At 72.4% G+C, this 25,988-nt stretch carries 23 protein-coding genes; 6 read left to right on the top strand and 17 right to left on the bottom strand.

The genetic code is table 11. The features are described from left to right. Positions 1-11: 11 nt before the first annotated feature. From KCH48_RS03835 to KCH48_RS03825, 3 genes are read right to left on the bottom strand one after another with little or no spacing between them, the layout of a single operon-like run. Positions 12-893, bottom strand: a complete 882-nt coding sequence (locus KCH48_RS03835) for a metal ABC transporter permease (protein ID WP_210570392.1) — start codon at positions 891-893, stop codon at positions 12-14. Continuing rightward, on the bottom strand, positions 890-1,756 hold the full coding sequence (locus KCH48_RS03830; RefSeq protein WP_374104640.1) for a metal ABC transporter ATP-binding protein: 867 nt from the start codon (positions 1,754-1,756) through the stop codon (positions 890-892). Before KCH48_RS03830 ends, KCH48_RS03835 begins: the two co-directional genes overlap by 4 nt. Positions 1,757-1,767: 11 nt before the next feature. Further along, entirely contained in the window at positions 1,768-2,709 is a 942-nt protein-coding gene (locus KCH48_RS03825) for a metal ABC transporter solute-binding protein, Zn/Mn family (RefSeq protein WP_210570391.1), read from the bottom strand. Between the two features lie 252 nt (positions 2,710-2,961). Between KCH48_RS03825 and KCH48_RS03820 the strand changes: the two genes are divergently transcribed. The 4 genes from KCH48_RS03820 (at position 2,962) to KCH48_RS03805 (ending at position 6,351) form a co-directional block, all read left to right on the top strand. After that, positions 2,962-3,276: a DUF1490 family protein gene (locus KCH48_RS03820; protein ID WP_246884703.1), complete on the top strand. Its 315-nt coding sequence runs from the start codon at positions 2,962-2,964 to the stop codon at positions 3,274-3,276. Positions 3,277-3,391: 115 nt separating this feature from the next. Then, complete coding sequence (locus KCH48_RS03815) at positions 3,392-5,602, top strand: cation-translocating P-type ATPase (RefSeq protein WP_210570389.1); 2,211 nt, start codon at positions 3,392-3,394, stop codon at positions 5,600-5,602. Positions 5,603-5,611: 9 nt separating this feature from the next. Then, positions 5,612-6,088, top strand: coding sequence for a transcriptional repressor (locus KCH48_RS03810; protein WP_307840786.1), 477 nt, complete (start codon positions 5,612-5,614; stop codon positions 6,086-6,088). 47 nt (positions 6,089-6,135) lie between these two features. Then, on the top strand, positions 6,136-6,351 hold the full coding sequence (locus tag KCH48_RS03805) for a DUF4177 domain-containing protein (RefSeq protein WP_210570387.1): 216 nt from the start codon (positions 6,136-6,138) through the stop codon (positions 6,349-6,351). A 7-nt stretch (positions 6,352-6,358) separates the two neighbouring features. Here the strand turns inward: KCH48_RS03805 and KCH48_RS03800 are convergent, their stop codons facing one another. The 13 genes from KCH48_RS03800 to KCH48_RS03745 all read right to left on the bottom strand — a co-directional run bounded on the left by KCH48_RS03800 (position 6,359) and on the right by KCH48_RS03745 (position 22,725). Then, complete coding sequence (locus KCH48_RS03800; RefSeq protein ID WP_210570385.1) at positions 6,359-8,188, bottom strand: NAD(P)/FAD-dependent oxidoreductase; 1,830 nt, start codon at positions 8,186-8,188, stop codon at positions 6,359-6,361. Positions 8,189-8,287: 99 nt separating this feature from the next. After that, positions 8,288-9,976, bottom strand: a complete 1,689-nt coding sequence (locus KCH48_RS03795) for a hypothetical protein (protein ID WP_210570383.1) — start codon at positions 9,974-9,976, stop codon at positions 8,288-8,290. 187 nt (positions 9,977-10,163) lie between these two features. Next, on the bottom strand, positions 10,164-11,906 hold the full coding sequence (locus tag KCH48_RS03790) for an ABC transporter ATP-binding protein (RefSeq protein WP_210570381.1): 1,743 nt from the start codon (positions 11,904-11,906) through the stop codon (positions 10,164-10,166). After that, entirely contained in the window at positions 11,903-13,642 is a 1,740-nt protein-coding gene (locus KCH48_RS03785) for an ABC transporter ATP-binding protein/permease (protein WP_210570379.1), read from the bottom strand. The genes KCH48_RS03790 and KCH48_RS03785 overlap by 4 nt, the downstream gene beginning before the upstream one ends. Beyond that, positions 13,639-14,772: a SagB/ThcOx family dehydrogenase gene (locus tag KCH48_RS03780; protein ID WP_246884702.1), complete on the bottom strand. Its 1,134-nt coding sequence runs from the start codon at positions 14,770-14,772 to the stop codon at positions 13,639-13,641. The genes KCH48_RS03785 and KCH48_RS03780 overlap by 4 nt, the downstream gene beginning before the upstream one ends. 11 nt (positions 14,773-14,783) lie before the next feature. Next, positions 14,784-16,163 carry a YcaO-like family protein gene (locus KCH48_RS03775; protein ID WP_210570376.1) on the bottom strand — a complete coding sequence of 460 codons (1,380 nt, stop codon included), beginning with the start codon at positions 16,161-16,163 and terminating at the stop codon, positions 14,784-14,786. Further along, positions 16,160-17,641 (bottom strand): CocE/NonD family hydrolase, encoded by a 1,482-nt coding sequence (locus tag KCH48_RS03770; RefSeq protein ID WP_210570375.1) that lies wholly within the window; start codon positions 17,639-17,641, stop codon positions 16,160-16,162. The genes KCH48_RS03775 and KCH48_RS03770 overlap by 4 nt, the downstream gene beginning before the upstream one ends. Continuing rightward, entirely contained in the window at positions 17,638-18,474 is an 837-nt protein-coding gene (locus KCH48_RS03765; protein ID WP_210570368.1) for a hypothetical protein, read from the bottom strand. Before KCH48_RS03765 ends, KCH48_RS03770 begins: the two co-directional genes overlap by 4 nt. Before the next feature lie 90 nt (positions 18,475-18,564). Next, positions 18,565-18,678, bottom strand: a complete 114-nt coding sequence (gene amiA / locus KCH48_RS41950; RefSeq protein ID WP_246884701.1) for a streptamidine family RiPP — start codon at positions 18,676-18,678, stop codon at positions 18,565-18,567. 57 nt (positions 18,679-18,735) lie between these two features. Then, complete coding sequence (locus KCH48_RS03760; protein WP_210570366.1) at positions 18,736-19,557, bottom strand: ABC transporter ATP-binding protein; 822 nt, start codon at positions 19,555-19,557, stop codon at positions 18,736-18,738. A 20-nt stretch (positions 19,558-19,577) separates the two neighbouring features. Further along, a complete protein-coding gene (locus KCH48_RS03755; RefSeq protein ID WP_210570364.1) occupies positions 19,578-20,585 on the bottom strand; it encodes an iron ABC transporter permease in 1,008 nt (335 codons plus the stop codon). Further along, entirely contained in the window at positions 20,582-21,643 is a 1,062-nt protein-coding gene (locus KCH48_RS03750) for an iron ABC transporter permease (RefSeq protein WP_210570914.1), read from the bottom strand. Before KCH48_RS03750 ends, KCH48_RS03755 begins: the two co-directional genes overlap by 4 nt. A 104-nt stretch (positions 21,644-21,747) precedes the next feature. Next, complete coding sequence (locus KCH48_RS03745; protein ID WP_210570359.1) at positions 21,748-22,725, bottom strand: ABC transporter substrate-binding protein; 978 nt, start codon at positions 22,723-22,725, stop codon at positions 21,748-21,750. Between the two features lie 91 nt (positions 22,726-22,816). Between KCH48_RS03745 and KCH48_RS03740 the strand changes: the two genes are divergently transcribed. Together KCH48_RS03740 and KCH48_RS03735 are read left to right on the top strand one after the other, a co-directional pair. Beyond that, positions 22,817-24,016, top strand: a complete 1,200-nt coding sequence (locus KCH48_RS03740; protein WP_210570357.1) for a hypothetical protein — start codon at positions 22,817-22,819, stop codon at positions 24,014-24,016. 43 nt (positions 24,017-24,059) lie between these two features. Then, a complete protein-coding gene (locus KCH48_RS03735) occupies positions 24,060-24,761 on the top strand; it encodes a VOC family protein (RefSeq protein WP_210570355.1) in 702 nt (233 codons plus the stop codon). Positions 24,762-24,787: 26 nt separating this feature from the next. Here the strand turns inward: KCH48_RS03735 and KCH48_RS03730 are convergent, their stop codons facing one another. Continuing rightward, positions 24,788-25,972: a GDSL-type esterase/lipase family protein gene (locus tag KCH48_RS03730; RefSeq protein ID WP_210570353.1), complete on the bottom strand. Its 1,185-nt coding sequence runs from the start codon at positions 25,970-25,972 to the stop codon at positions 24,788-24,790. Positions 25,973-25,988: the final 16 nt, after the last annotated feature.

The following is a 25,988-nucleotide window of genomic DNA, read 5'->3' as shown; positions in this document are numbered from 1 at the left end:
ATGACGGTCGGTCAGGCGGACTCGGGAACGGTTTCCCGCGTTCCCCACTGCCGGGTCCGGTACGTGCCCACCAGTCGGCAGACCAGGTAGATCGCGAACGAGATGGTGGTCACGTAGGGGCTGATGGGGATGCTGCTGCCCAGGGCCAGCAGGATCCCGCCCTCGATGGAAACCACCGCGAAGAGCACGCTCAGCGCGGGCAGCAGTACGGGAGACGCCGTGATCCGGGCCGCGGCGGCCGCTGGCGTGACGACGAGGGTGAGGACCAGCAGCGCGCCGACGATCTGCACGGACAGCGCGACCGCGAGCCCCAGCACGAGCATGAAGGCGAACGACAAGGCCCGGACCGGCACCCCCCGGGCCTCGGCCACCTCCGGGTCGGCGCTGGCGAAGGCGAGCGGGCGCCACATCACCATCAGCGCTACGAGCACCACGGCCGACGTGCCGAGCAGCCAGGACATCTGCGGGGTGTCGACGGCGACGATCTGCCCGGTGAGGATGCCGAACTTGTTCGCCGCCCGGCCCTTGTACAGGGCGAGGAAGAGCACGCCAAGGCCGAGGCCGAAGGGCATGAGGGTCCCGATCACCGAGTTGCGGTCCCGCGCACGCGAACCGAGCAGCCCGATGGCTCCCGCGGCGATGAGCGAGCCGACGATCGAGCCGCCCACGATGTTCACACCCAGCAGCAGCGCGGCCGAGGCCCCGGCGAACGACAGCTCGCTGATCCCGTGCACGGCGAACGGCAGGTCCCGCATGATGACGAAGACCCCGACCAGGCCGCCGACCAGGCCGAGTGCGACGCCGGCGATGAGGGAGTTGCGGACCAGGGCGAGCAGTTCGCCGTAGTTGTCGAAGTTGAAGATCTGCTGCCAGATCCCCTCGGCGATCGTCATGGCCGTACTCCGTGGGGCAGTTCGGAGTGATGCGGTGGTACCGCCACCTCGTCGGGCACGCCGACGACCGTGATCCGGTCCCGGACCCGGATGACGTCGACCTGTGTGCCGTACAACTGCGACAGCGCCTCCGACGTCAGCACCTCGTCGGGGGTGCCGACCCGGAAGCCCCCGCGGGCGAGGTACAGCACGCGGTCCACCAGTCCCAGCACGGGGTTGATCTCGTGGGTCACGAACACCACCGCCGTGCCGTGCGAGCGGCGCCGGGCGTCCACCAGTTCCGTCACGGCTCGCTGATGGTGCAGGTCGAGGGAGAGCAGCGGCTCGTCGCACAGCAGGATGCGCGGGTCGGTCGCCAGCGCCTGCCCGATGCGGACGCGCTGGCGTTCGCCGCCCGAGAGCAGGGCGACGGGGACATCCGCGTACGCGGCGGCCCCGACCGAGGCGAGGACCTCGTCCACGCGGCGGCGTACGGCGCCGGAGCGCAGCCGGGGTCCGAAGCCGTGTCCGTCGATGCCGAAGCGGACCAGGTCCCGGGCGCGCAGCATCGCCTGCTCGGACAGCGTGGCCTGCTGCGGGACGTAGCCGATGTGCCTGCTGCCCTTGTGCGGCGGACGGCCCAGAACGGTCAACTTCCCTGCGGACAGCTGTCGTTGGCCCAGCAGGGCGCGTACGAAGCTGGTCTTGCCCGATCCGTTGGGCCCGAGCACGGCCAGGAACTCCCCTGTCCGGACGTCGAGATCGAGGTCCTGCCACAGCACCCGCTCGCCGTAGGACAGGGCCGCACCGCGCAAGCTGATCACCGCGGCGTCCGTGCCGCGGTCCTCGGTCCTGCTCTCGCGGGCACGGGGCAAGGAGGTCACCGTGGGCCGCCTCACTTGCCCAGCGCGCTCGCGAGCGCGTCGACGTTGGCGGTCATCCAGCCGATGTAGTCCTTGCCTTCGGGCAGGGTCTCGGTGACGGGGACGACGGGAATCCCGGCGGTCTTGGCCGCCTGCTCGACCTTCTCGGTCTGCGGACCGGAGGTCTGGTCGTTGTAGACCAGCGCCTGGACCTTCTTGTCGGTGAACAGCGCCAGCGTCTCCTGCAGGGTCCTCGGGGAGACGTCGTCGCCTTCCTCAATGGCTTCGCTGAACTCCTCGGGCGTCTTGTTCACCAGGCCGCTCGCCTCGGTCAGGTACAGCGGCACCGGCTCGGTGATGGCGATCGGCTCGCCGCCGTGGCCGGCCTTGATCCGCGCTTCCTTCGCCTCCAGCGGCTTCAGCTTCGCCTTGAAGGCGCCCGCGTTCTTGGTGAAGGTGGCGGCATCGTCCGGGTCGGCCTTGGTCAGGGCTGCCGCGATGCGGTCGGCGAGTTTGGCGGTCGTGGGGAAGTCGTACCAGACGTGCTCATTGAGTTCCCCGCCCGCCGGGGCGGTCTTCCCGGAGACCTTGACGGCGTTGATCACTTCGGCGGACGAGTTGTCGCTGCTCTTCAGCATGCGGTCGATGAAGTCGTCGTAACCGCCGCCGTTCTCGACGACGACCTTCGCCTTGGACAGCGCCAACTGGTTCTGCGTGTTGGCCTCGTAGGAGTGCGGGTCCTGGTCGGGATCACTGATGATCGAGGTGATGTCGACCTTCCCGCCGCCTATCTGCTTGACGATGTCGCCGTAGACGTTCGTCGAGGCCACCACGGCGACGGCGGACGCGGATACGGGGCTCTGCCCTGCGGCGGTGTCGCTGCCGGAGTCGGACGAGCCGCCGCAACCGGCCAGCAGGACCAGGGAAGCACCGGTGATGAGCGGCGCCAGGCGCCGGGGTGAGGACGCAGGCATGAATGATTCCTCCGCAACCAGGGGGACGTCCACCGAGCTCGAACCGTCCCGGCGTCAGCACCACGCTAGATGGAAACGGATGTCAAGAAGGCCTTCCAGCCATTCCATATGACAATCATTACCGGGAAATGACCCTCTGTCGCCTTGGGTCGGCGCGGTACGGCTGATGCGCGACAGCCGCCGCGGGACGAGAATGGACATACCGCGCCGAAGAAGGATGAATCCCCTTCGCGGGCTCCGCGGAAGGAGGCCATGATGCATCCCGCCGCTTTCGCGGGTGTGGTCGTGGGCCGCATCACGCACTACGCCCTGTCCGGAACCGCCGGCGTACTGGTTCTGCGGGGAGCCGCCAAGGCCGCCCCCAAGGCGAAACCCGTGGCCCGCCGGCTGCTGGTCAGCGGCATCGCCGGTGGGATCACGACGGGGCGCCGGCTCGGGGAGACCGCCGAGGAGGCTCGCCTGAAGGCGGGAGACCTGCTGGCGGAGGCCAGGGAGCAGTTGGGCGAGGAGGCGCCGCCGCCTTCGGCGGTCGGTGTGGAGGGGCACGCCCACGACCACGAGCACTGAGCGCTCCGCTGGAAGGACAGTGGGGATTCCGCGGGCCGGTGGGGGCTGGTCGCGCAGTTCCCCGCGCCCCTAAGAGGCCTGCGGCCTCCTAGGGGGCATCTGAGAGGTGGTTGCCATGTCCGGCACAAGCCCGCGATCCGGTTCCGGGGTGGTGGTGCGGTCCGCCGCCGCCGGCCGCGTACGGCTGCTGGTTCCCTGGCTGCGCGCGCGGCCGGGCTGTGCCGGGATCGTCGATGAGCGGTTCACGGATCTGCCGGGTTTCCGGGCGCTGCGGATCTTCCCGCGGACCGGCGCCGTGATCGTCTGGGTGCAGCCCGACCTGGTCGACGTGGACCGGCTCGTCGCCGCCCTCGCCGAGGCGCCGCCACCGGGAGTGCCGGCCAGGGACAGCCGGTCCGTGGCCGACTCCTCCACGGGGGAGGTCGCGCGGCTGGTCGTCGGCGGTGCGGTGCTCGCTGTGGTGGCCCTGCGGCGACTGCTCGGCCGGCCCCCGTGGACCCCGGCGGGCTCGGCCGGCCTGCTCGGCGCGGTCACCGTCTTCACCGGGCTGCCGTTCTTCCGCGGCGCCGCACGCAGTCTCGGCGGCAGACGCCACGCGGGCACCGATCTGCTGGTGACGACCGCGACCGTGATCTCGCTGGTCCTGCGCGAGAACGTGGTCGCGCTCATGGTGCTGTGGCTGCTCAACATCGGTGAGTTCCTGCAGGCCATCACCCTGCGGCGGACCCGTCGCGCCATCGAGGAACTGCTCTCCATCGGCGAGGAGCGGGTCTGGCTGGTCCGCGACGGCGTGGAGGTGGAGGCCGACCTCACGGAGGTCAGGACCGGGGACGTCGTAGCGGTCTACGAGCACCACCGCATCCCCGTCGACGGCACCGCCGAGTCCGGCGAGGCGCTGGTGGACCAGGCGGCGATCACCGGCGAGGCGCTTCCGGTGTACGTGCAGCCGGGCACCGAGGTGTACGCGGGCACCCTCGTCTCCACCGGTTCGATCACCGTCCGGGCCACCTCGGTCGGGCAGGACACGGTCGTAGGGCGGATCATCAGCAGGGTCGAGGAGGCGCAGGCCGACCGGGCCCCGATCCAGACCGTCGCCGCCGCCTTCACGCGCCGCTTCGTGCCCGTCTCCTTCGCCCTCGCCGGGATCACGTACGTGCTGACCCGGGACGCCCGGCGGGCGATGACGATGCTGCTGATCGCCTGCCCCTGCGCCGCGGGCCTGGCCACCCCGACCGCGATCAGCGCGGCCATCGGCAACGGCGCCCGCAGGGGCACCCTCATCAAGGGCGGCACCCACCTGGAAGGGATCGGCCGCGTCACCGCCGTGGTCTTCGACAAGACCGGCACCCTCACCCTCGGCCGCCCCCTGGTCACCAGCGTGGTCACGCTCGACGAAGCGGTCACCGCCGACGAGGTGCTGAGCCTGGCGGCCTCCGGCGAACTCCACGCCCGGCACCCGCTCGCCGAGGCCATCGTCCGGCGCACCGAGGAACAGCACCTGCACATCCCGATCCACCAGGCCTGCGAGGTCGTGCTCGGGATGGGCGTACGCGCCGAACTCGACGGCACCCGCCTGCTCGTGGGCAGCCCCGCCCTGCTGCGCCGCCACGGCCTGGAACTCTCCGACGTCGCCCAGGACTGGACGAGCCGACTGCGCACCGCCGGCGAGACCGTCATCTGCCTCGCCCACGACGACAGGCTGATCGGCATGCTCGGCCTGTCCGACGCCGTACGCGGCGGAGCCGACACCGTCGTCCGCCAGCTGACCGACCTCGGGGTCACCCGCATCGCGCTGCTGACCGGCGACGCGCCCGAGACCGCCCAGGCCGTGGCCGACGCCCTCGGCATCACCGAGGTGCACGCCCACGCGCTGCCCGAGGCCAAACTCCAGCTGATCCGCGACCTCCAGGCCGAGGGCCACAGCGTCGCGATGGTCGGCGACGGCACCAATGACGCCCCGGCGCTGGCGCTCGCCGACGTCGGCATCGTCATGGGTGCCCACTCCTCCCACGTCGCCCTCGAGACCGCCGACATCGCCCTGGCCGGAAACGACCTGCGCAATGTCGCCGCCGTCGTGGAACTCAGCCGGCACACCCTGCGCGTCGTACGGCAGAACTACACCCTGTCCATCGGCGTGAACCTCGTCGGCCTCATCGCGGGCGCCGGCGGCTCCATCAACCCCGTGCTGGCCGCCCTGCTCCACAACACCAGCAGCATCGCCGTGGTCGCCAACTCCGCCCGGCTGGTGGGCCACACCCCCCACCTGCCGAGCGACGCCACAGCACGGCTGCGCGCCGCGCCGTTGGAGGAGCGGCGCGTGCGCTGACTTTGGCAGGTGGGCCGCTGTTGCCTCGTCGGGTTGCTCACACCAGGTGCACTCCCAGGGCCTGCCTTCCTGGAGCGGTCGGCCCTCCTCTCAGCTCTCGCGAGCTGCCACGACTTCGTCTCCGCACAGGACCTGCACGCTCGTATGACCGAGGACGGCGCGCGGATCGGACTGACCACCGTGTACCGGGCCCTGCGCGACCTGGAGGCCGCGGACGCGGTGGATGTCGTGCAGGCCGGCGCCGGTGAACGGCTCTACCGATGGCGGCCCGCCGGCAGACACCGCCACTATCTGATCTGCCGCGCCTGCGGCAGCAGCCGGCCCGTGGACTCCGAGGTGGTCGAGGAGTGGGCCGGACGGATCGCCGCCGGCTCCGGATTCGCGGCGGTGGAGCACACCGTCGAACTCACCGGGGTCTGCGCCGGCTGTCAGACCAGCGCGGACGAAGGGAAACTGCCGTCAGGCCTCTGGGATTCCGGCGTGTGATTGGGTGGCCCGGACACGCCGACCGACGCACAGGAGAGCCCGTAGCCATGAGCAGCCCTCAGACGTACGAGTACAAGGTCGTCACCTTCCGGGAGTCGCTGATCGGCGACGCACTGGACGGGGACAAGCTGGAGAAGGTCCTCAACAAGCACGCCGAGGACGGTTGGGCGCTCAAGGCCATCACGTCCGCCGACGTCAAGGGCCGCGTGGGACCCGGCGCGGTGGAGGGGCTGCTGCTGACGCTGGAGCGGCCGCGCGGCTGACGGAGTACTACGCCGTGCCTCCGTCGCCGTCGACGAGGACCTCGCTCAGGCCGCCGTTCGTGCGCCACTTGGCCAACAGGGCGTGGAAGGCCACCGGTCCGTCGCCGTACGACTCGCTGCGCTCCCTGGGCCGGCCTTCGTTGTTGTAGTAGCCGGGGGTGCACTCGGCCTGGAAGCGGTAGAGGTCGGCCGCCTTCTGACGGATCGTCGCCACCCATGCGGCCTCGGCCTCGGCGCTCGGCTCCACCCGCGGCGCCCGCCGGTCGCGTGCGGCGCGGATCACGGCGGCCACGTGGGTGGCCTGTTCGTCCAGGACGTGGACGAAGTTGACGGAGCTGGCGTTCTGCAGCGGGCCCAGCTGGAAGAGGTTGGGGAAACCGTGGCTGTAGAAGCCGTGCAGGGTCTTGGGGCCCTGCCGCCACGCCTCGGTCAGAGAGACGCCGCCCCTGCCGTGGACGGGGAGCCGTCCGGAGAATACGCCGGACACACCGACGTCGAAGCCGGTGGCGAAGATGATGCAGTCGACCTCGTACTCCCGGCCTGAGACGACGACCCCGCCCTCGGTGATCCGCTCCACGCCGTGGCTGTCGGCCGTGTCGACGAGGGTGACGTTCGGCCGGTTGAAGGTCTGCAGGTAGGAGTCGCTGAAGGTGGGCCGCTTGCACATGTAGCGGTACCAGGGCTTGAGCAGCTCGGCCGTCTCCCCGTCGTCGACCAGGGCGTCCACCCGGGCCCGGATCTCGTTCATCTTCTGGAAGTCGGCGATCTCGTACGCCCGCTCCCGCTCCTCGGGCGGCAGCTGCCGGCGGTGGCTGTCGCTGGGGATCAGCTTCTGCTGCAGCCGGGCGGTGTGAGTCCAGCCGTCGTCGACGAGGTCCTCCTCCACCGGGCCGCCCGTGACCAGGGTGAGGAAGTTCTCCATACGGCGACGCTGCCAGCCCGGCGTCAACGACTCGGCCCAGTCGGGATCCGTGGGGCGGTTGCCGCGTACGTCGACCGAGGAGGGCGTGCGCTGGAACACGTACAACTGCCGGGCGTCGGCGCCGAGATGCGGGACGCACTGGATCGCGGTCGCGCCCGTGCCGATCAGACCGACGCGTTTGTCGGCGAGCCGGTGGAGGTTTCCGTCGGCGTCGCCTCCGGTGTACGCGTAGTCCCAGCGGCTGGTGTGGAAGGTGTGGCCCTTGAAGTCGGTGATGCCGGGGATGCCGGGGAGCTTGGGCTCGCTGAGGGTGCCGCTGGCGGTGACGACGTAGCGTGCCCGCATCCGGTCGCCCCGGTCGGTGGTGACGATCCACTCCGACTCGGCGTCGTCGTAGCGCAGTTCGGTGACCTGGGTCTGGAAGCAGGCGTCGCGGTACAGGTCGAAAGTACGCCCGATCGCCTGGGCGTGGCGGCGGATCTCCTCGCCGGGGGCGTACTTCCACTGCGGGACGTAGCCGACCTCCTGCAGCAGCGGCATGTAGATGTACGACTCGATGTCGCAGTGGATGCCGGGGTACCGGTTCCAGTACCAGGTGCCGCCGAAGTCGCCGCCCTTCTCGATCACGCGGATCGATTCGACGCCCGCCTGCCGCAGCCGGGCGCCGGCGAGCAGTCCGCCGAACCCGCCGCCGACGATGGCGACTTCGACCCCGTCGGTCAATGGCTCACGGACCGACAGGGGTTCGGCGTAGGGGTCGTCGGCGTAGTAGCCGAACTCTCCGGCGAGCCGCTGGTACTGGCCGCGGCCGTCGGGGCGGATTCTGCGGTCCCGCTCGGCTCGGTAGCGGGCGCGCAGAGACTCGAGGTCGAGGCCGGGCGCGTCGGGGCCGGGTGAGGCGTGGGGGGAGGTCATGGGCGCAGTCAATCGGGCCGCGATCATTTACGTCAATCAACTGACTTACATTTTGGCCATGGTGGGATCGCCGCGACGATGAGGGCCATCCCCCGTCAGTCAGTGTTCCGTGGCGCAGCAGTCACCCTTGGCATCACCGTCCGACGCCCGCTCCAGGCGGCAGAAGCAGGACGCCGCGACGGGAACGTCCGTCATGGCGGCGGCCATCTTCAGCTGCTGGGCGACGATGCGCGCCTCCCCCAGCTTGCCGAGGCGGAGCAGGCACTCGTGGAAACCGTGCAGGGACCAGACGTTGCCGGGGTGCTGCAGGGCGCGCGGGAGGGAGTCGTCCAGGCCCAGGTCGGCGCGGTAGACCGCTTCGGCCTCCGCGACGCGGCCCTGTTCCAGGAGGAGGGCGCCGTACGCGTGCCGGGTGGGCTGCATCCATCCCCAGGGCTCGTCGTACGGGAGGTTGTCGTCCAGGTCGATGGCCCGTTCCAGGGCGGCGAAGGCGGTGTCGTGGTTGCCCTTGCGGTACTCCAGCTCCCCGTCCAGCATCGCCGAGGCGACGGCGAGGATGTCGGCGCAGGTGTTGTTGAACAGCATGCGGGTGGGCGGGACTTGGGCGAGCGCGCCGTGGAACAGCTCGCGTTCGGTCTCGGCCTCCGGAATGCGGCCGGTCGCCGAGAGGGCCACGCCGCGGGCGTAGTGCAGCATCGCGGTGGTCACGCTGTAGAGCTCCGGGTCGGCGGGCAGGGGCAGTTCGAGGATGTCCGCCCAGCGGCCGAAGCGGATCAGGACGTGGACCCGCATGGCCAGAAAGCCCTCCAGCCAGTCGGCCATGGGCGGGCTCTGCACCCGCAGCAGTTCTTCGGGGAGGGAGGCCTCGAGTTCGGCGGCCGTCTCCAGGGCGGTTCGGGACCGGCCGAGGAACATCGCACCGTAGATCTTGAAGTGGTAGTTGTGCGATCGGTACAGGGTGTAGAAGTTCATCGCGCCGGAGCGGGCGCGGAACTTCTCGTCGGCGGCGATCGCACGGGTGTTGTCCGACACGACGCGCCGGTAGTCGCCGCACAGCACGTCCAGGTGCGAGGGCATGTGCTGCAGATGCCCCGCGTCCGGCACCAGGTCGCGCAGCCGGTCGGCGACGGGAAGGGCGGTCTCCGGGGTCGGGGACATCTCCATCAGGTGGATGTAGAGGTGCAGCAGGCCCGGGTGGCGTGCCCCCTCCTCGGTGGCCAGTGCGCGTTCCAGGACGGCCCTGGCTTCCCTCGTGCGGGCACCTTCGGCGGGCTCTCCGGTGGGCAGGTCCCACAACTGCCAGGGCGTGAGGTTCATGAGGGCGTCCGCGTACAGCGTGGCCACGTCCAGGTCGTCGGGAGCGAGGTCGTAGACGGCGCGCATGCTGTCGGCGTAGGGCGCGTTCCACACCGAGCAGTCCTCCACCGCCTCGGCCTGCGGATAGCGGGCGCGCAGGGCTTGGATCAGGGCCCGCTCGACGGGGGTGGCGCCGGCCGCCCTGTCGTGGGCGAGTTCCACGGCGGCGTGGGTCCGGTCGACGGTGCGTTCCAGGTCGTCGCCGTCGAAGGCCTCCCACGGCTTGTTGTAGTTGGGGCCGAGCGCGTAGGCGATGCCCCACTGGGCCATGGCGCAGCCCGGGTCCGCCGCTGCCGCGGCCTCGAAGCAGCGGACGGCTTCCTCGTGGTGGAAGGCGTACGTCCACACCAGGCCGCGGTCGAACCACAGCTGGGCCTCGGCGGACGAGGTCGTCACGGGGCGGGAGTGGGTGCCGAGATCGTAGTAGTCCATGGGCTTCTCCTCGCGTCCGCCATCAGTCTGGTCATGATCTGCCGGCCGCACCACCGGCCAGGCCTACCCACCCTCAAGAACGTCGCATCCGCCCATTGGTGGCTGCCTCAGGCGCACTTTCCGTTCGCTCTCGCCCTCGGCACCAACCGTCGTCGCTGCTCCCGGCACCTCCGGCAGGCATGGGTGGTCACTGGGGAGTGACGGCCAGGACGCGGTTGAGTGCGCTGTCGGGGCGGCTGGTGAGCTCGTCCCAGGTGCCTTCCTCGGTGATGCGGCCGGCTTCGAGGACGGCGATGCGGTCGGCGCGGCGGATGGTGGCGGGGCGGTGGGCGATGACGATCGTGGTGCGGCCTTCCTTGCTGAGAGCGGTGGCGAGTTGGGCGTCACTCGCGTTGTCCAGGTGGGCGGTGGTCTCGTCGAGCACGAGGACGCTCGGTTCGGCCAGCAACGCGCGTGCGAGAGCGATCCGGGCGCGCTGGCCGCCGGAGAGGGTGTAGCCGCGCTCGCCGACGAGTGTGTCCATGGGGGCGATCCGGTCGACGCCGCACTGCCGGGCCGTTTCGGTGAGGAGGTCGTCGTCCGCCTCGGGCGCGGCCAGCCGCAGGTTGTCGGCGAGGGTGCCGTGGAAGAGGGGGGTGTCCTGGCCCACCACGGCGAGGGCACGGCGGAGTTCGGCATCGTCCAGGTCACGTACGTCGACGGGATCGCCGGTGCCGGGCACCAGGTGGACGGTGCCCTCGGACGGGTCCCAGAAGCGGGCCAGCAGGTGGGCGCAGGTCGACTTGCCGGCCCCCGAGGCGCCGACCAGTGCGAAGGTCTGTCCCGAGCGGACCGTCAGGTCGACTCCGTCCAGCACGGGCCTGCCTCCGTAGTCGAAGCTCACCTGGTGCAGCCGGACGCCCAGCGGGCCGGAAGGGAGCGGGCGGGGTGAGGCGGGCGGCGGGGCGAGAGCGGGGGCCTTCAGGGCCGCGTCGACCCGGGCGGCCGCGGCGCGCAGTCCCACTGCCTGGCTCAGTGCCCTGGCCGATTCGGCGACCGGGCCCAGCACCGACAGGGCCAGCGCCATCGCCGCCGGCGCCCATGCGCCGTGCAGCCGCCCGGAGGTCACGGACTGCGCCGCGGCAGCCACCACGCCGAGGACCGCGAGGACGATGAGAAGGTCGCGGACAGCGGCGGCCATGGCTTCCCAGGTGGCTTCGGCCCGCTGGGCGTCACCCACCTGCCGGCCCTGTTCGGCGAGACGGCCGCGCCGCTCGGCAAGCCCTCCGAAGGCGAGCAGCTCACGCAACCCGTCGACTGTCTCCACGGTGTCGGCCGACAGCTTCGCGGCCGCCGCCCGGGTGCGGGCCCCGCGCGCCGCGCGTCCGCCTGCGTCGGCGAAGGGCGCCACGGCGAGCAGCGCGGCCACCGGCACCACCGCCACCAGCAACCACGGCTCCACCGTGGCCAGAACAGCGGACCCGCCGGTGAACACCACCCCGGATGCGAGGAGTTGAGCGGTGGTGTGGGCGTAGAAGAACTCCAGTGCCTCGACGTCGGCCATGGCGGTGGCGGCCAGGTCCCCGCTGCGCCGGCCGGCGACGCGGGCGGGCGCGCTGCGGGCGAGCCCGTCGAAGACGCGCACGCGCAGTTCGGCCAGCACCCGGTAGGCCAGGTCGTGGCTGAGGTCCATCTCGCGCCAGGTCATCAGGGTGCGTACGAGGACGAGGACGACGAGCGCGGTGACCGTACCGGCCGAGGGGGCGCGGTCCTCGATGACGGCGGTTCCGACGGTGTGCGCGGCCAGCGTCAGCAACGTGACGAGTGAGCCTTGTTCGATGAGTGCGGCACCGCAGGTGCGGGCCATCATGATCCGGTGCCCGGCGAGGGCGGGGAGCAGGGCGCGCAGTGAGCCGCGCGCGGGCAGATCGGTTCGGATGCTGCTGCTCATGCGGCGAGCCCTCCCTGGTGAGCGTGGCCCGCCTTGACGAGCTCCGCGTAGACGCCCCCGGCTTCGACGAGGGTGGTGTGCTCGCCGACGGCGTCCACGCGTCCGCCGTCGAGGACGACGATGCGGTCGGCGTGCCGGACGGCGGCGAGCCGGTGGGCGACCACCAGGACGGTCCGGCCGCCCGCGGCGTCCAGCAGTTCACGGATGATGTCCGCCTCACGGCGTTCGTCGACCGCGCTGGTGGCCTCGTCGAGGACGAGCACCGGGGCGTCGGCCAGCAGGGCTCGGGCGAGGGCGAGCCGCTGCCGCTGGCCGCCGGACAGGGTGGCACCCCGTTCGCCGAGGACGGTGGCGTAGCCGTCGGGGAGGGCGGCGATCTCGTCGTGGATGCCGGCGGTGCGTGCCGCGCGCATCAGCGCGTCGTCCGTGGCGTCCGGCCGGGCCAGGCGCAGGTTGTCGGCGATGGTGGCGTGGAAGAGGTACGTCTCCTGGGAGACGACGGCGATGCCCCGCCGCAGCGAGTCGAGTGCGTACGTGGTCACGTCGCGGCCGTCGAGGGTGATCCGGCCGCTTTGCGGGTCGTGGTGGCGCAGGAGCAGGGCGAGGAGTGTGGACTTGCCGGCTCCGGACGGGCCGACGATCGCGGTCGTACGTCCCGCTTCGGCGGTGAAGGTGACGTGGCTGAGCGCGGGCGTCTCGGCGCCGTCGTAGGTGAACTCGACGTCCTCGAAGCGCAGTTCGGGCGGGCCCGGCCAGTGCGCCGGAGCCGTGCCCGTGTCGGGGACGGCGGGTTCGGCGGTGCGCAGAGCCGCGAGTCCGTCCGCGGCCGACACACCCAGGTATCCGGCGTGCCATTCGCGGGCCAGGTCGCGGACCGGCCCGAAGCACTCGGAGGCGAGGAGCAGCACCAGGTAGGTGCCGGTCGCCATGGTGGATCCGGTGACGGCCGACCAGCAGGCGAGGAGCGCGGCGGCCACGGTGCCGCCCTGGATGGCCAGATCGGTGATGCCGGTGTCGACGAGGGACACGCGCAACTTGGCGACGGTCGCCCGGTGCAGCGCCGCCGACCGCTTCTCCAGCCGTTCCCGGGTGCGCCCGACGGCGCCGGCGGCCCGCAGGGCGGGCATGCCCTGCAGGGCCTCGAGGTAGTCGGCGCCCAGTTCCTCGTAGGTGTCCCAGTGTTCCTTGCCGCGACGGGCCAGCAGCCGGTCCCAGGCGCGCGGCCCGACGAGGGCGAGCAGCAGTGCGGGGACGAGGGCGAGGAGGGCGGCCGGTTCGATGATTGCCAAGGCCGCCAGCAGCAGGGGCGGCACGGTGAGGGTGATCAGGAGCTGGGGCAGGTAGCGGGAGACGTAGGCGTCGACGCCCTCCACCCCGTCGACGAGGGTGGTGCGGACGGCCCCGGCGCGTGCGGTGGTCAGGTGGGCGGGCCCCAGTCGTCCGAGGTGGGCGAGGAGTTCGTCCCGCAGAGCCGCCCTGACCCTGGCCCCGGCGCGGGTGGCGGTGCGCCGTTGCCAGTTGCCGAGTCCGGCGCGGGCGGCGACGACGCCGAGCACCGCGCCGAGGAGCAGCGGGAGCCGGTCCGTGTCCCCGCGGGCCAGGTCGGCGAGGGCGAACGCCAGGAGTACGGCCTGCGCAAGGTGGGTGAGGGTGACGGCCGCCTGGAGGAGGGTGGCCGCGAGCAGGGGGCGCCGTGCGTGCCGTGCGGCGCGGAGCAGCTCGGGGTGGACGATCACGAGGTCTTCTCCTGGTCGGAGTGGGTGGTGCCGAGGGCCAGGCCGTGGACGATCCAGTCCCGGCCCGGTGGGGCGCCGAGCGCGGCGCCCAGGTCCGCCTGCTGCCAGGAGCCGACGGGGCGGGCGGCCGACCCGTGCCGTACGGCGGCCATATGGGCGAGGTGAACGGCGAAACCGGCCCGTAGGTGCGCTCGGCGGATCCGTGGAGCGTCGGCGTCTGCCGGGCACCGGTACGCGAGCAGTACGGCGCCCGCGTCCGCGATCCATGCCTGGCCGGCGGCCCATACGGCGAGCGTCGGCCGGGCCTCCCCCGCCGCGAGCCGCCGCAGTGTGCCGTCGGGCGCCAACTCGACCAGTTCGGGCCGCGGTTCGCCGACGGCCGCACACCAGGCGAGCTCACCGGCGCTCGCCTGGAGGGCTGTTGCGAGCACCGCACGCAGAACGTCCGGGGGCGGGGCGCCGGTGAGCGGTGGCTGGGCGCTGCGGCGGGCCAGCAGTTCGCGGGGAGCGGGCATGTCCATGGGTGGGCCCACCTCCTGGGACTGAGAAACGTGGCCCCTCTTCTCAGGCGGGGCGAAGTGCAGTGCGGCCAGGGGATGTTCGGGCAGCCCGTCCAAACGGAGTACCGGCTCTGCCATGCCCAAGGCGTGATCTGCGAGCCACAGCGCCGCGGCAACGTGCCCGGTGTCCAGCAGGATCAGCGGCCAGGCGCGGTGGCCGTAGTGCGAGACCGTGCGCTGCGGGGTGACGGACAGTTCGACCGTCACTCCGGGCAGGGTGCCGTCGGGTTCCCTGCCGAGTCGGTGCACGCGGTGGCGCAGCGGGTCGTAGCCGTAGCGCCCGGGCGGCAGCGGACAGCCGGTGCCTACGACGAGTTCCGCGTCCACCGGGTGCAGCGCGCCCGCCGAGGGTGCGGGCCGCAGCCGCCCGGAGCCGTCCGAGGCCGCCAGGGAGAGGCGGAGCAACCGGTCCAGGTCCAGCTCCCCCGGGCCTGCCTCCGGCAGGGGACGCGAGGGTCCCGGCCACGGGCGTACGGCGGGCCCGGCGGGCGTGTCCGGTCCGGGCCGCTCGGGGGAACGGGCGCGGGCGAGGGCGGTGACGAGATCCACGGGCTCATGAGTGAGGTCCACAGGGAGGTCCCTCACATGTGCGGCGGAGGAGCCAGCGTGAAGTCCTCCGGTGCGCTCGGCGCGGTCGTACGCCAGCCACGGGCGACGGCGGCGTCGCCGAGGCGCGGGGAGCCGAAGTACCCAAAAGCCGCAGGGGCGTTGGGGATCAGGCCGGAGACGAGGACCCGGGCCACGCGCAGCGCCGTTTCGGCCACGTCCTCGGTGGTGAGGTCGAACGTCATGACGCGGTGGCCGCCCTCGTGGAGGGCACGTTCCAGCCGGTCCCGGCTGCCGGGCTCGACCGCGTCGATGGAGACAGTCCCGTGCGCGGGGTCCGTGAACCGCCGGGCCTCGGACGCCATCCGCTCGTCCAGCCACACTTGGACGTGCGCGCCCAAGTCCCGTACATGCTCGAACTGTTCGCCACAGACGTCGAGATAGCGGCCGTCCTCGCGGTGGTCCAGATACAGTCCGCGGGCGAGCAGCCCTGCCTCGACGGCCCGGAACACCCAGCCGTCGGGGCCGGTGAGCCCCTGGGTGAAGACCCAGGTGTGGACGGCTTCGAGCACGGCCTTGCGGGCGGCCTCGGCTGGGTCGTACTTGCAGGCGAACCCGGCGGCGTACAGGCCGAGCCGGCGGTCGTGGACGAGCGCGGCCATGCACGGGGCGAACTCCGAGGGCATCTCGACGAGATGGACGTCGAACGCGGATCCGGCGAGGTCGTCGGCGAGGCCGGGCACGCTCGCCGGGTCGATGCCGCGGGTCGGGCCGTCCAGGTGCCACCACAGTTCGAGGGCGTCGCGTTCGACGATCTCCAGCAGGCCGCGTTCCACGGCGTCGTCGAGACCCTGCCCGGTGGCGATCCCGGCGTAGTTGAGGTGGTGGGTGCGCGGCAGCGAACGCAGGTCGCCCTGGCGCCAGTTGAGGTGGGTGAGCGCGACGGGCGCCCAGACCTCGGCGGTGCCGCCGCCAGGCAGCCGTTCCGTGCCGCGCGTCCACAGGGACGGCGTGTCGGCGGTGAGGGGGCGATAGGGGAACTTCTCCCGGGCGTACTGCCAGTCGGCGTACGCCGGCAGCTCGCCCGGACCGTACAGCCGCAGGCCCTTCTCGGCCAGGTCGGTGGCCGTGGCGCGCAGGGGGGCGTCGGGGCGGCCGGGCGGCGGCACGCGGTTGCCGCAGTACCGCTCGATCCCCTCCGCTATGGCGGCTGTTCGGGCACCCTCGGGGTCACCGAAGGTGGTGCCGAGCGACACCCGGTCGGCGGGCCACAGACCGAGCCGCCGGGCGTCGGCGATCTCCGCGGTGAGCGCGGTGTAGCGGGGCGGTGCGCCCTCGGGGTGCTCCACGGGCTTGACCGCGCGGACGATGCCGCAGACGGGGTCGACGAGGGTTTCCAGCGGCAGCGCCGTCATCGCAGGATCTCCTGTGCGGGATCGGTGGGGGTGGGACGGGACCGGAGCACGGGCAGCCGGAGCGTCACACTCGCGGCGTCGACCTCACGCCGGGAGGGCAGCAGCCGGGTGGCCGTGACCGGGTCGTCGCCGGTGTGGGGGTTGCGGGCGTGGGCCGGGAAGTGGTGGCCGGCGATCTCCAGGCGGAGCCGGGTGCCCGCGGCCAGTCGCCGCGCGATCCGGCCGAGTCCTACGGTGAACTCGGCGTCCCTACCTGGTGGTTCGTCGCGTCGGACGACGCCGACGGCGAGCCGCTGGGCCACTCCGGCCGGCGTGATGGCGACGAGCCGGACGGCCCAGTCGGCGGACGGAGTGTGTGCGGTGGCCCGCAGCCGCACCTCTACGGGGCCGACCACGTCCAGCGGACGCGGCAGTGGCGGGGTGGCCAGCAGACAGCGGTCGGGGTGACCGTCCGTGGGGACGGCCAGGTCCTCGGAGGACACGGGGCGTTCCGGATCGGCCGTGAAGGAGGAGCCGTGCAGCAGCCGTACATTCTGCGTACGCGGCTCTCCTTCGGTGTCGGCGGGCATCCACAGGGGGCTGCCGCCCAGGCCCACCGCTCCACGGTGCCCGGGGCCGAGGTCCCCGGCGAGGGCACGGCGGGCCCAGCGTACGTAGAGCTCGCCGAGACTCAGCCGGTGCGCGGGCTCGGCGTCGGGGCCGGGCTCGGCGACGAGGCCGTGTCCCCAGGGGCCCAGCAGCAGCCGCGCCGACGGACCGCCCCAGCGGCGCCACAGCGCGACGGTGTCGTCGGTGAAGTGGTCGTGGTGGCCGCCCACCGCGAGCAGAGGCATCCCGGCGTGCTCGGCCGCCGAGACGAGCCGGCCGCGCTCGCGTTGCCGCCACAGGCCTGGCCAGGAGGGCAGGCTCCGGGCGAGCCGCTCGGGGAGGCCGGTCAGCGGCAGATGGGTGAGCAGACCGGGGTCCGCGGCGAGGGCCTTGCCCAGGGCGCTCTCGTCGGAGTCCGGCCGGTCGCCGTGCGCCGCCCACCACCCGGCGCGGGCCAGCAGCCGTTCCACGCCAGAGGGTTCGCGAGCCGTCTCGGCGTGGCCCAGCGCGGGCACGGCGGCGATGACGGCGTCGGGCCGGGCCTCCGTGGGCGCGTCGAGCGCGAGGGCGAGGGCGCAGTGGGCGGCGTAGGAGGCGCCGACGGCGACCAACCGCCCGTCGCTCCATGACTGCCCGCGAATCCAGCGGACGGTCGCCGCTCCGTCGGCGGCCTCGTTCGCGTACGGGTGCCACTCCCCCGGCGACGCGTGCCGGCCCCGTACGTCCTGGACCAGCGCGGCGAACCCGCGGTGGGCCCAGCCGCGCAGCTCGGCCCGGTGCCGTCCGCGGTCGTAGGGCGTGCGGATGAGGACGGCCGGGAAGGGACCGTCGCCGTCCGGGAGACGGACGTCGGTGGCGAGCCCTGCGACGGCCACGGTGAACGGCGTCATCCGGCCTTCTTAGGTATCCGGGCGACGTCGGGCACGGGCAGCACGGGGTGCTCGGTGACGGTCAGCGTGCGCAGGTCGACGCACCGGAGCCGCCGCCGCGCGGGCAGGTCGCCGGTGTCGGGTGCGCCGGTGGCCCACCGGCTCAGGTCGTCGGCGAGCAGGGCGGCCAGCAGCCCCGCGGCGGGGGCGGTGAGGTGGACGGGCGCGCCGGACGTGCGGGGCCCGCTCCAGTAGGCGGCCAGCTCGCGGTGCGCGGGGGTGGCGGCGAGCCGGCGGGCCCGGACGTGTGCCGAGGTGACGTCGCCGGGAGTGGCGGCGAGGGGCTCGACGTACGCCTGCCAGCCCTCGCGGTGGCAGCGCAGCCAGGCGACGCCGCGCTCGGGCAGCCGGTCGGCGGCGTCCCACAGCCCGTCGGGCACGGGCCCGTCGAGGCACCACACGACGGCGGCGGGTTCGTCGGCGGGCAGATCGTCAGCCGTGGCGTCGGGCGCTGGTCGCGTCGGCTCGGCGCCCAGTGCGCGCAGGAGTGCGGCCAGTTGCTCGGTCAGGACCGGGTCGCCCAGCAGCCGGATGTCCCGGCGGTCGGCGGGCCATCGCGGGCTGCGTGGTCCGTCCGCCAGGTACCCGGCGCCCTCGAAGGCCCGGACGATGCGGTCGAGTTCGTCGTCCGGCCCGCCTTCGGTCATCGTACCGGAGAGGCGGGAGAGCAGGGCGTGCTCGTCCGCGTCGCTCGTCCTGACGCTGAGGAACTCCCCCTCGGCCGTACGGACGGCGAGACCCCGCCCGGGTACGGCGACGACCTCGACACCGGGGGCGAGCTGGCTGCGGGACACGTCGATCCTCCTGTGGGAAGGGCCTGGTACGGCGTGGGCCCGCCCGCACAGTGACGGGCGGGCCCACGGTCGAGGGAGCTGGACCCTCGCTTACTCCTCGGTGTCCTCGAAGGGGTTCTCGACGAGAGCGTTGGAGTGGGAGGCCGAGGCGTGGGCCAGCTGGCCCTGGTCGGCGATCGGGGTGAAGATCTGCTCGTTGTCCATGAACTCTCCTTGTTCGTCAGGGGAGATACGGCGTTCGGGTGAGCGCCGTCGCTGACTCTAATGAATATGATTTTCATATTCTAGTGCTGGGAGAGGGTGATCTGGGTAACACACGGGCCAGCCCCCTTCGGGGTCCCGGCCGACCCGGCCGGCCACCCGGAGAACGTCCGCGAGCAGCCCGGGCCTGACCACCTCCTTGGGTGTCCCGTCGGCCACCACGCGGCCGTCGCGCAGCGCGACGATCCGCTCGGCGAACCGGGCGGCGTGGGCCAGGTCGTGCAGCACCATCACGACGGTGAGGCCCCGTTCCTCCCGCAGCCGGACCACCGTCTGCAGCACGTCGAGCTGGTGGTGCAGGTCCAGATAGGTGGTCGGCTCGTCCAGCAGCAGGACGCGAGTGTCCTGGGCGAGCGCCATCGCGAGCCGGACTCGCTGCCGCTCTCCCCCGGACAGGGCGTCGACGTCCCGCTCAGCCCACTGCTCCACGCCGACGTCGCGCAGTGCGCGGCGTACGACGGCGTCGTCGCCCTCGCGCAGCATGCCGAGCGGGCCGCGCGCCGCGTATCTCCCCTGCCGCACGAGGTGACGCACCGTCATGCCGGGTACGGCCGGGGCCGACTGGTGCAGCAGCGCGACCCGTCGGGCGGTGGCCCGCCGGGACAGCCGGGCGAGGTCGTCCCCGCCGAGCAGCACGCGCCCCTGGTCCGGCCGCAGCAGCCCGGCGGCCAGCCGCAACAGGGTCGACTTGCCGCAGCCGTTGAGGCCGATGAGAGCGGTCAGCTCACCCGGCTCGACGGTCATGTCGACGCCCCGCAACACGGGTTGGCCGGGGTAGCCGAAGTGGACCCCCTCGACGCGGATCCCCACGGACTCGGTCATGCTCTGTCCTTAAGTCGACATCAGAACGTACGGCTCGGCGCGCGGCGTACGACGACCAGCAGCAGCGCGGCCCCGAGGCAGGCGGTGAGGGCCCCGACCGGCAGCGTGAGCCGACCGGAGTCCAGAGCGGCCGCCAGCAGCCGCGAGGACAGCTGTGCCAGCGCGTCCGCCCCGCACACCACCACCGCGCCCACCAGGGCGGCGCCGGGCAGCGTCACCCGCAGGTCGGCCCCGAAGACGGCCACGGCGAGGTGCGGTACGAGCAGCCCGACGAACCCCAGCGCCCCTACGGCGGCCACCGCACCCGCCGTCAGCGCCACCGCGCACAGCAGGGCGAGGGTCCGGGCCCGCCGCACGGAGAGCCCTGCGGCGAGGGCGAGTTCGTCCCCGCAGCGCAGCAGGGTCAGCGGCCCGGTCAGCAGCCACGCCGCCACTCCCCAGGCCAGCGCCCACGGCCACAGCAGATGCCAGTGCTGCCACACCCGGCCCTCTGTCGTGCCGACGAGCCACTGCACGACGCTGCCGAGCTCGCCCGGATCGACGAGCAGCACCATGGCCGTGAGCCCGCCGAGCACCGCCGACACCAGCACCCCGTGCACGGCGGTCTGCGCGGGGTCGCTGCGGCCGCGCCCGGCGAGCAGCCACAGCAGCGCCGCACCGGCGCAGCCGCCCGCACACGCGGCGACGACCACCGCGAGAGGCGATTCCCACCCCGCGAGTCCGAGGCTGGTCGCGGTGACGGCCCCGAGCACCGCACCCGGAGTCACACCCGTCACCTCGGGCCCGGCCAGCGGGTTGCGCAGCGCCGACTGCAGGACCAGACCCGCCACGCCGAGGCACGCCCCCGCACCGAGGGCCACCAGGAGCCGGGGCAGCCGGAGTTGGAGCAGGATGTGCCGTTCCGTCCTGTCGCCGCCCCCGCCCAGGACGTCCCAGACGACGGACGGGGACATGCCCCGCCCGGCCACCAGCTCCACGCAGGCGCATACGACGACGAGTGCGGCGAGCACCACGAAGCGCCGGCTCACCGGGTCTCCTTCTCATGGTGGTCGGCGGGAACTCCGGAAGGGCCTGAAGGCACCGCTTCGGCACCTTGCGGCGCCGAGCCCGCGACAGCCGCGTCCGCCGCCTCGCGCCGGGCCGCCGGTCTGTGGTCGGCCGACCGGAGCAGGGCGACCCCGGCGGGCACGCCGAGCAGGGCCGTCCAGGCACCGACCGGTGTCTCCACGGGCGCCAGCGCCAGCCGGGCCGGTACGTCGGCGACGGCTACGACGACAGCGCCCCACGCGGCAGACCAGGGCAGCCAACGCACCGCACCCGCCGCGGGGTTGAACCACCGCGCCAGATGCGGAGCGAGGAACCCGACCCAGGCCACCGGCCCGCACACGGCCGTCACGGGCGCGATCAGGACGACGGCGATGGCCAGCGCGGCCAGCCGTGCCCGCTGAGCGCGCACCCCCAGTGCCTCGGCGTCCTCGTCCCCCAGCCGCAGCACGGACAGCACCGGCGCGCACAGTACGAGCGCGGGCACCGCGACGAGCAGCCACGGCCACAGCCCGGTGACGTCGTCCCAGGTACGGGCGGACAGAGAACCCAGCAAGTAGCGGTAGATCAGCTGGAGGTCGAGCTGGTCGGCCATCACCATCAGCACGAGCAGCGCGGCCTGCAGGGCGGCGGCGACCGCGGCGCCGGTCAGCAGTACGGCGGACGGGCTGCGCCCCCACCCCGCGGCCCGCAGGGGGAGTCCGCCGCCGAGCGCGGCCCCGCCGATGGCCGGCAGGGGCTGGACGGCGGCGGGGAGAGACACGGCCAGCACCAGCGGCGCTGCCACTCCGAGCGCTGCCCCGGACGACACGCCCAGCATCTCGGGGACGGCCAGAGGGTTGCGCAGCGCCTCCTGGAGCACGAGCCCCGCCGCACCCAGACAGGCACCGGCGACGAGCGCCAGCACCAGCCGGGGCACGCGGAGTTCGGTGACGACGATCCCGGCGAGAGTGCTGTCCGCGTCCAGCACCGCACCGGGCAACTGGTGCAGCGGGACGTAGGGCGTGCCCAGGGTCAGCGCACAGGCCGACGCGGCGACCAACAGGGCGACCACGACGGGCAGTTGCCACACTGCCGTGGGGCGCACGGACCGCCGTGTGCCCGATGCCGGGTCACCTGCCGTGATGGGCGTCGTGGTGGGCGCGCTCACCGCAGCGCGGCCGTGGCCTCATCGAGGATGATGCCCAGCGATCGGGTACCGCGTCCCTTCGCCCATACCTCGGAGTTCACCTCGTGGACGTCCCCGTTCCTGACAGCCGGGATCTTGCTCCACAGGGGGTTCTTCGCCAGCTTCTCCGACAGCTTGCCGTCCGCCTCGCCGAAGCTCAACGTCTCGACGAACAGCACGTCCACGTCCGCCGCGAGGATCTCCTCGAGGCTGTAACTCCCCTCCACGCCGCGGGACTTCCAGGGGTAGTCGGCCAGCTTCGGGAACAGGCTGGCGCCCACGTCCGTCTCGGGCGTGGCGACGCCGAAGTTCTCGTCGCTGCCGTAGATGATGAGCGCGGTCTTGTCGCTCCTGGTCTTCTCGGCCTCGGCGAGCTTGGTACGGAAGGTCTTCTCGGCCTTCTCTCCCTCGGCGGTGCGGCCGGTGAGCGCGGCGACATCCCGCAGGTAGCCCACGCTGTCCTCCCATGTCTCGGGCTGCATGGGCCAGAAGGTGGTGGCGCCCTTCAGGGCCGGGGCCAGCTTGCCGTGGGTGTCCTTGAGGCCGATCACGAGATCGGGCTTGTGGGAGAGGATCGCCTCCACCTCGGGCGCGATGAACCCGCCGGGGATGACGTCGGCCTCCTTCGCCTTCTGCTCCCCCAGGAAGCCGGGTTGGGCGAGGAGCACGCTGTTCGTGGCCGTGGGGACGATGCCCAGCTCGGTCAGGATGTCGTCGCAGAGCGCGAACAGGCAGACGATGCTCTTGGGCTCCTCCTTGAGGGAGAGCTTGACGCCGCCCGTGTCGGTCAACTCCCGTGTCGCCTTGATGGGTTCGACGGTGACATCGGTCTTCGGACCCGCCGCGGCGGCCTTCTCGCTCGCCGGTTCGGTGGACGAGCCGCACCCGGCCAGCACCGAACCCACCAGGGCTGCGGTGATCCAGCTTCGGACGAATCGTGACGGTGAGCGCAGCATCGATGCCCTCGCTTCTTCTCAGGGACCCCGGAACGACCCGAAGATACATGATAATCGTTTTCAACATCACCCCGATTGCCTGGAGGCATCGATGACCGCCACCTCTCCCCTACTGCTCATCTCCGACCACATGGAGGGATCCGTCCACGTACTGACCGTGCCGGACGGCACCGAGACGGGCCGCCTCACCGGCCGTCACCTCTCCGAGCACGCCGGGTTCTTGGCGCTGCCCGGCGGGCGGGCGGCCTGCGTCGACGACCGCAGGGGCGAGCTCCTGGTGCTCGACCCCTTCGGCGATGAACTGGTGGAAACCGCGGTCCCGGTCGCCGCCCCGGCCGAGCACCTCGCGTGCGACCCGTCCGGACGGTGGGTCGCCGTCACCGCCGGCCTGGGCGAGAACGCCGAGCCGTGGTCGGACCTGCTGACGGTCGTCGACCTCACCACGGGCGACGCGGCCCGGGTACGCACCCGCGTCGGCGAACCGGGTGTCACGGTCCTGGGCAATGGCGATCCGCTGGTCGTCCTGCGCCACCGTGAACCCGGCGCGCTGGCCGCCCATCGGTTCGCCGACCTGCTCGAGGCACCGCCCGGCTGCCCGCCGGTCACGCCGCACGCACACCTTCCGCTGCCGGACGACGGACACGGGGACGCCCAGGACCCGCGCTCCGGCCACGTCTTCGCGGCCACGAGCGACGGGGTGCACCGGGCACGCCGCGAGGGCGACGCACTGGTACGGGAGCAGACGATCCCCTGGGATTCGCCCGCCCGGGGCTGGTACCTACGACTCGACCCACGACGACGGGCGCTGTGGTCGACGCTGCGGGGCGGCCCGGCAGACGCGCTGCGCTGGCCGGAGTGGACCAACCAGGCATGGCGCCACGACCTGGAGACGAACCGCACGACTGTCACCGGACTCGGCCCCGGCCTGGTCTTCCGGCTGACCCTCGCCCGACACCACACCGCATTCACCCGTATCCACCCGGACGGCGACGAACTGATCCTCCTGGACGCCGACGACACCGCCCGTCACGTCCCCCTCCCCGCCATGGACGGCGCACCCCGCCGCGGCGGCACCCCCTGGGAAGGCGTCCAACGCCGCGCGGTGGCCGCCTCACCGGGCGCGGACTGGATAGCCGTCACCCGCGGCGGCCACGGCGAAGTCCACATCGTCGACGCCGGAACAGGCGGCGAAGCAGCCCGATTGAAGCTGGACACACCCCTGCATCACGGCGGCCACATGATGCTGCGCACGCAGACCGACGGCGCCGAAGGCGATCCTGTGGGCCGGTGACAATCACCAGCACGATCTATTCAAGTTTGACTAGAGTGGGCCCATGACTGAGAGAACCATTCCGATCCTGCCGTGCCAGACCCTTCAGCCCGTTCTCGACTTCTACACCGCCCTCGGGTTCGAGGTGACGTTCCAGCAGAAGAGCCCCAACCCCTACGCCGTCGTGGAGCGCGGCGGCATCGAGCTCCAGTTCTTCGGCATGAAGCAGTACGAGCCGGCCGAGTCCTTCAGTACGTGCTACGTCCTCACCGATGACGTCGACGGACTGCATGCCGCCTTCCGGACGGGGCTCAAGGCGGCGTACGGAAGGATCCCCACCCGAGGACTGCCGCGTATCGGGCCGCTCAAGGACATGTCGTACGGCGTGCGGCAGTTCCTCATGACCGATCCGGGCGGCAACTGCATCCGCATCGGGCAGCCGACGAGCGAGGACCAGCACCACCGGCCCGCCCCCGAGGAGACCTTCGCCCGCGCCCTGCACCATGCCTCCCTCTTCGCGGACTCGAAGGAAGACCCGGCGGGCGCCGCGAAGATCATTGACCGGGTGCTTCACCTGGAGGACGAGCGGCCCACGCCCGTACAACTGCTGCGCCTCCTCGTGCTGCGAGCGGACGTCGCCGGGCGCCTCGGCGACGAAGAGACCGCGACGACGGCGCTCGCCGAGGCCGCCGCGGTCCAACTCACCGCCGAGGAACGGGAGTCGGTTCACGACGACCTCGAGCGCCTTGAAGAGCTGCGCGACTGACGTCTCCTTACAGCCACTTGTCGGCCTCAGGCGCCGTCGTCAGCGAAGGGGCCGTCGGCGGTGAAGGCGCGTGCGGCGAAGCGTTCGCCCATACGGCGGTGGGTGGCGGCGTCCGGGTGGAGCTCGTCGGGGAGCGGCAGTTCGGCGTAGTCGGCCTCGCCGTAGAGTTCGCGGCCGTCGAGGTAGTGCAGGTTCGGGTCGTCCGCCGACCGTTGCGCCACGATGCGGGCCAGCTCCTCGCGAATCACGCGCAGCGTCAGCTTCCCGCTCGCGCGTTCCGCCGGATCGCCCAGGGCCGCGAACCGCAGCCGCCCCTCGCTGATCTCACTGAAGTCGGGGAAGGCGGGGCCCGGCGTGTCCTCGTGGATGGGGCACAGGATGGGCGAGACGACCAGCAGGGGCACGGTCGGGTGGCCCTCGCGGAGGGTGTCGAGGAAGCCGTGGACCGCGGGACCGAAGGCGCGCAGGCGCATCAGGTCGGCGTTGACCAGGTTGATGCCGATCTTGACGCTGATCAGGTCGGCGGGGGTGTCGCGCATGGTGCGTGCGGTGAACGGGTCGAGCAGGGCGCCGCCACCCAGGCCCAGGTTGATCAGCTCCACGCCGCCGAGGCCGGCGGCCAGCGCGGGCCAGGTCGTGGTGGGACTGGCCGCGTCGGAACCGTGGCTGATGGAGCTGCCGTGGTGGAGCCACACCCTGCGGCCCGAATCCCGCGCGGGCTCGACGGGGGCGTCGGTGCGCAGGGCCAGGACTTCGGTGGTCTCGTTGTGCGGCAGCCAGATCTCGACGTCCTTGTCACGCTCGGGCAGACCGGTGAAGCGGACCGTTCCGGGTGGGCCGGGCTGTATCTCGGCGGTGCCCGCGGTCATGTCGATGGTCACGGTGTTGCCGCCCGTGACGCTTGCCTGTCCGGCCGGGCGGCCGTCGACGACGAGGTCGTACACCCCGTCCGGGCGGGGCGGCGCGCCCACGTAGGCCCGCTTGGTGGGCAGCGTGTCCAGCTCGACCGCGGTGGCGCGGGTACGGAAGACCAGCCGTACGCCGGAGGGCTGGGACTCGACCATGGCCAGCTGGGCGTCGGTGTTCTGGGCACGGGCCCACGCGGGCAGCCGGTGCGGCAGTACCCCGTGCTCGGTGCGCTCCACGTCGAGGGCGCCGCGCAGGAGGCCGGCGGTGACGGGCGTGGTGATCCAGTCGTGCTCGGTGTTCATGTCCTCAGCCTGTCGA

The organism is Streptomyces sp. GESEQ-4 (assembly GCF_017948455.1).
Classification (GTDB): Bacteria; Actinomycetota; Actinomycetes; order Streptomycetales; family Streptomycetaceae; genus Streptomyces.
Note: the sequence above shows the minus strand (reverse complement) of the source record. Positions and strands in the feature narration are given on the sequence as shown.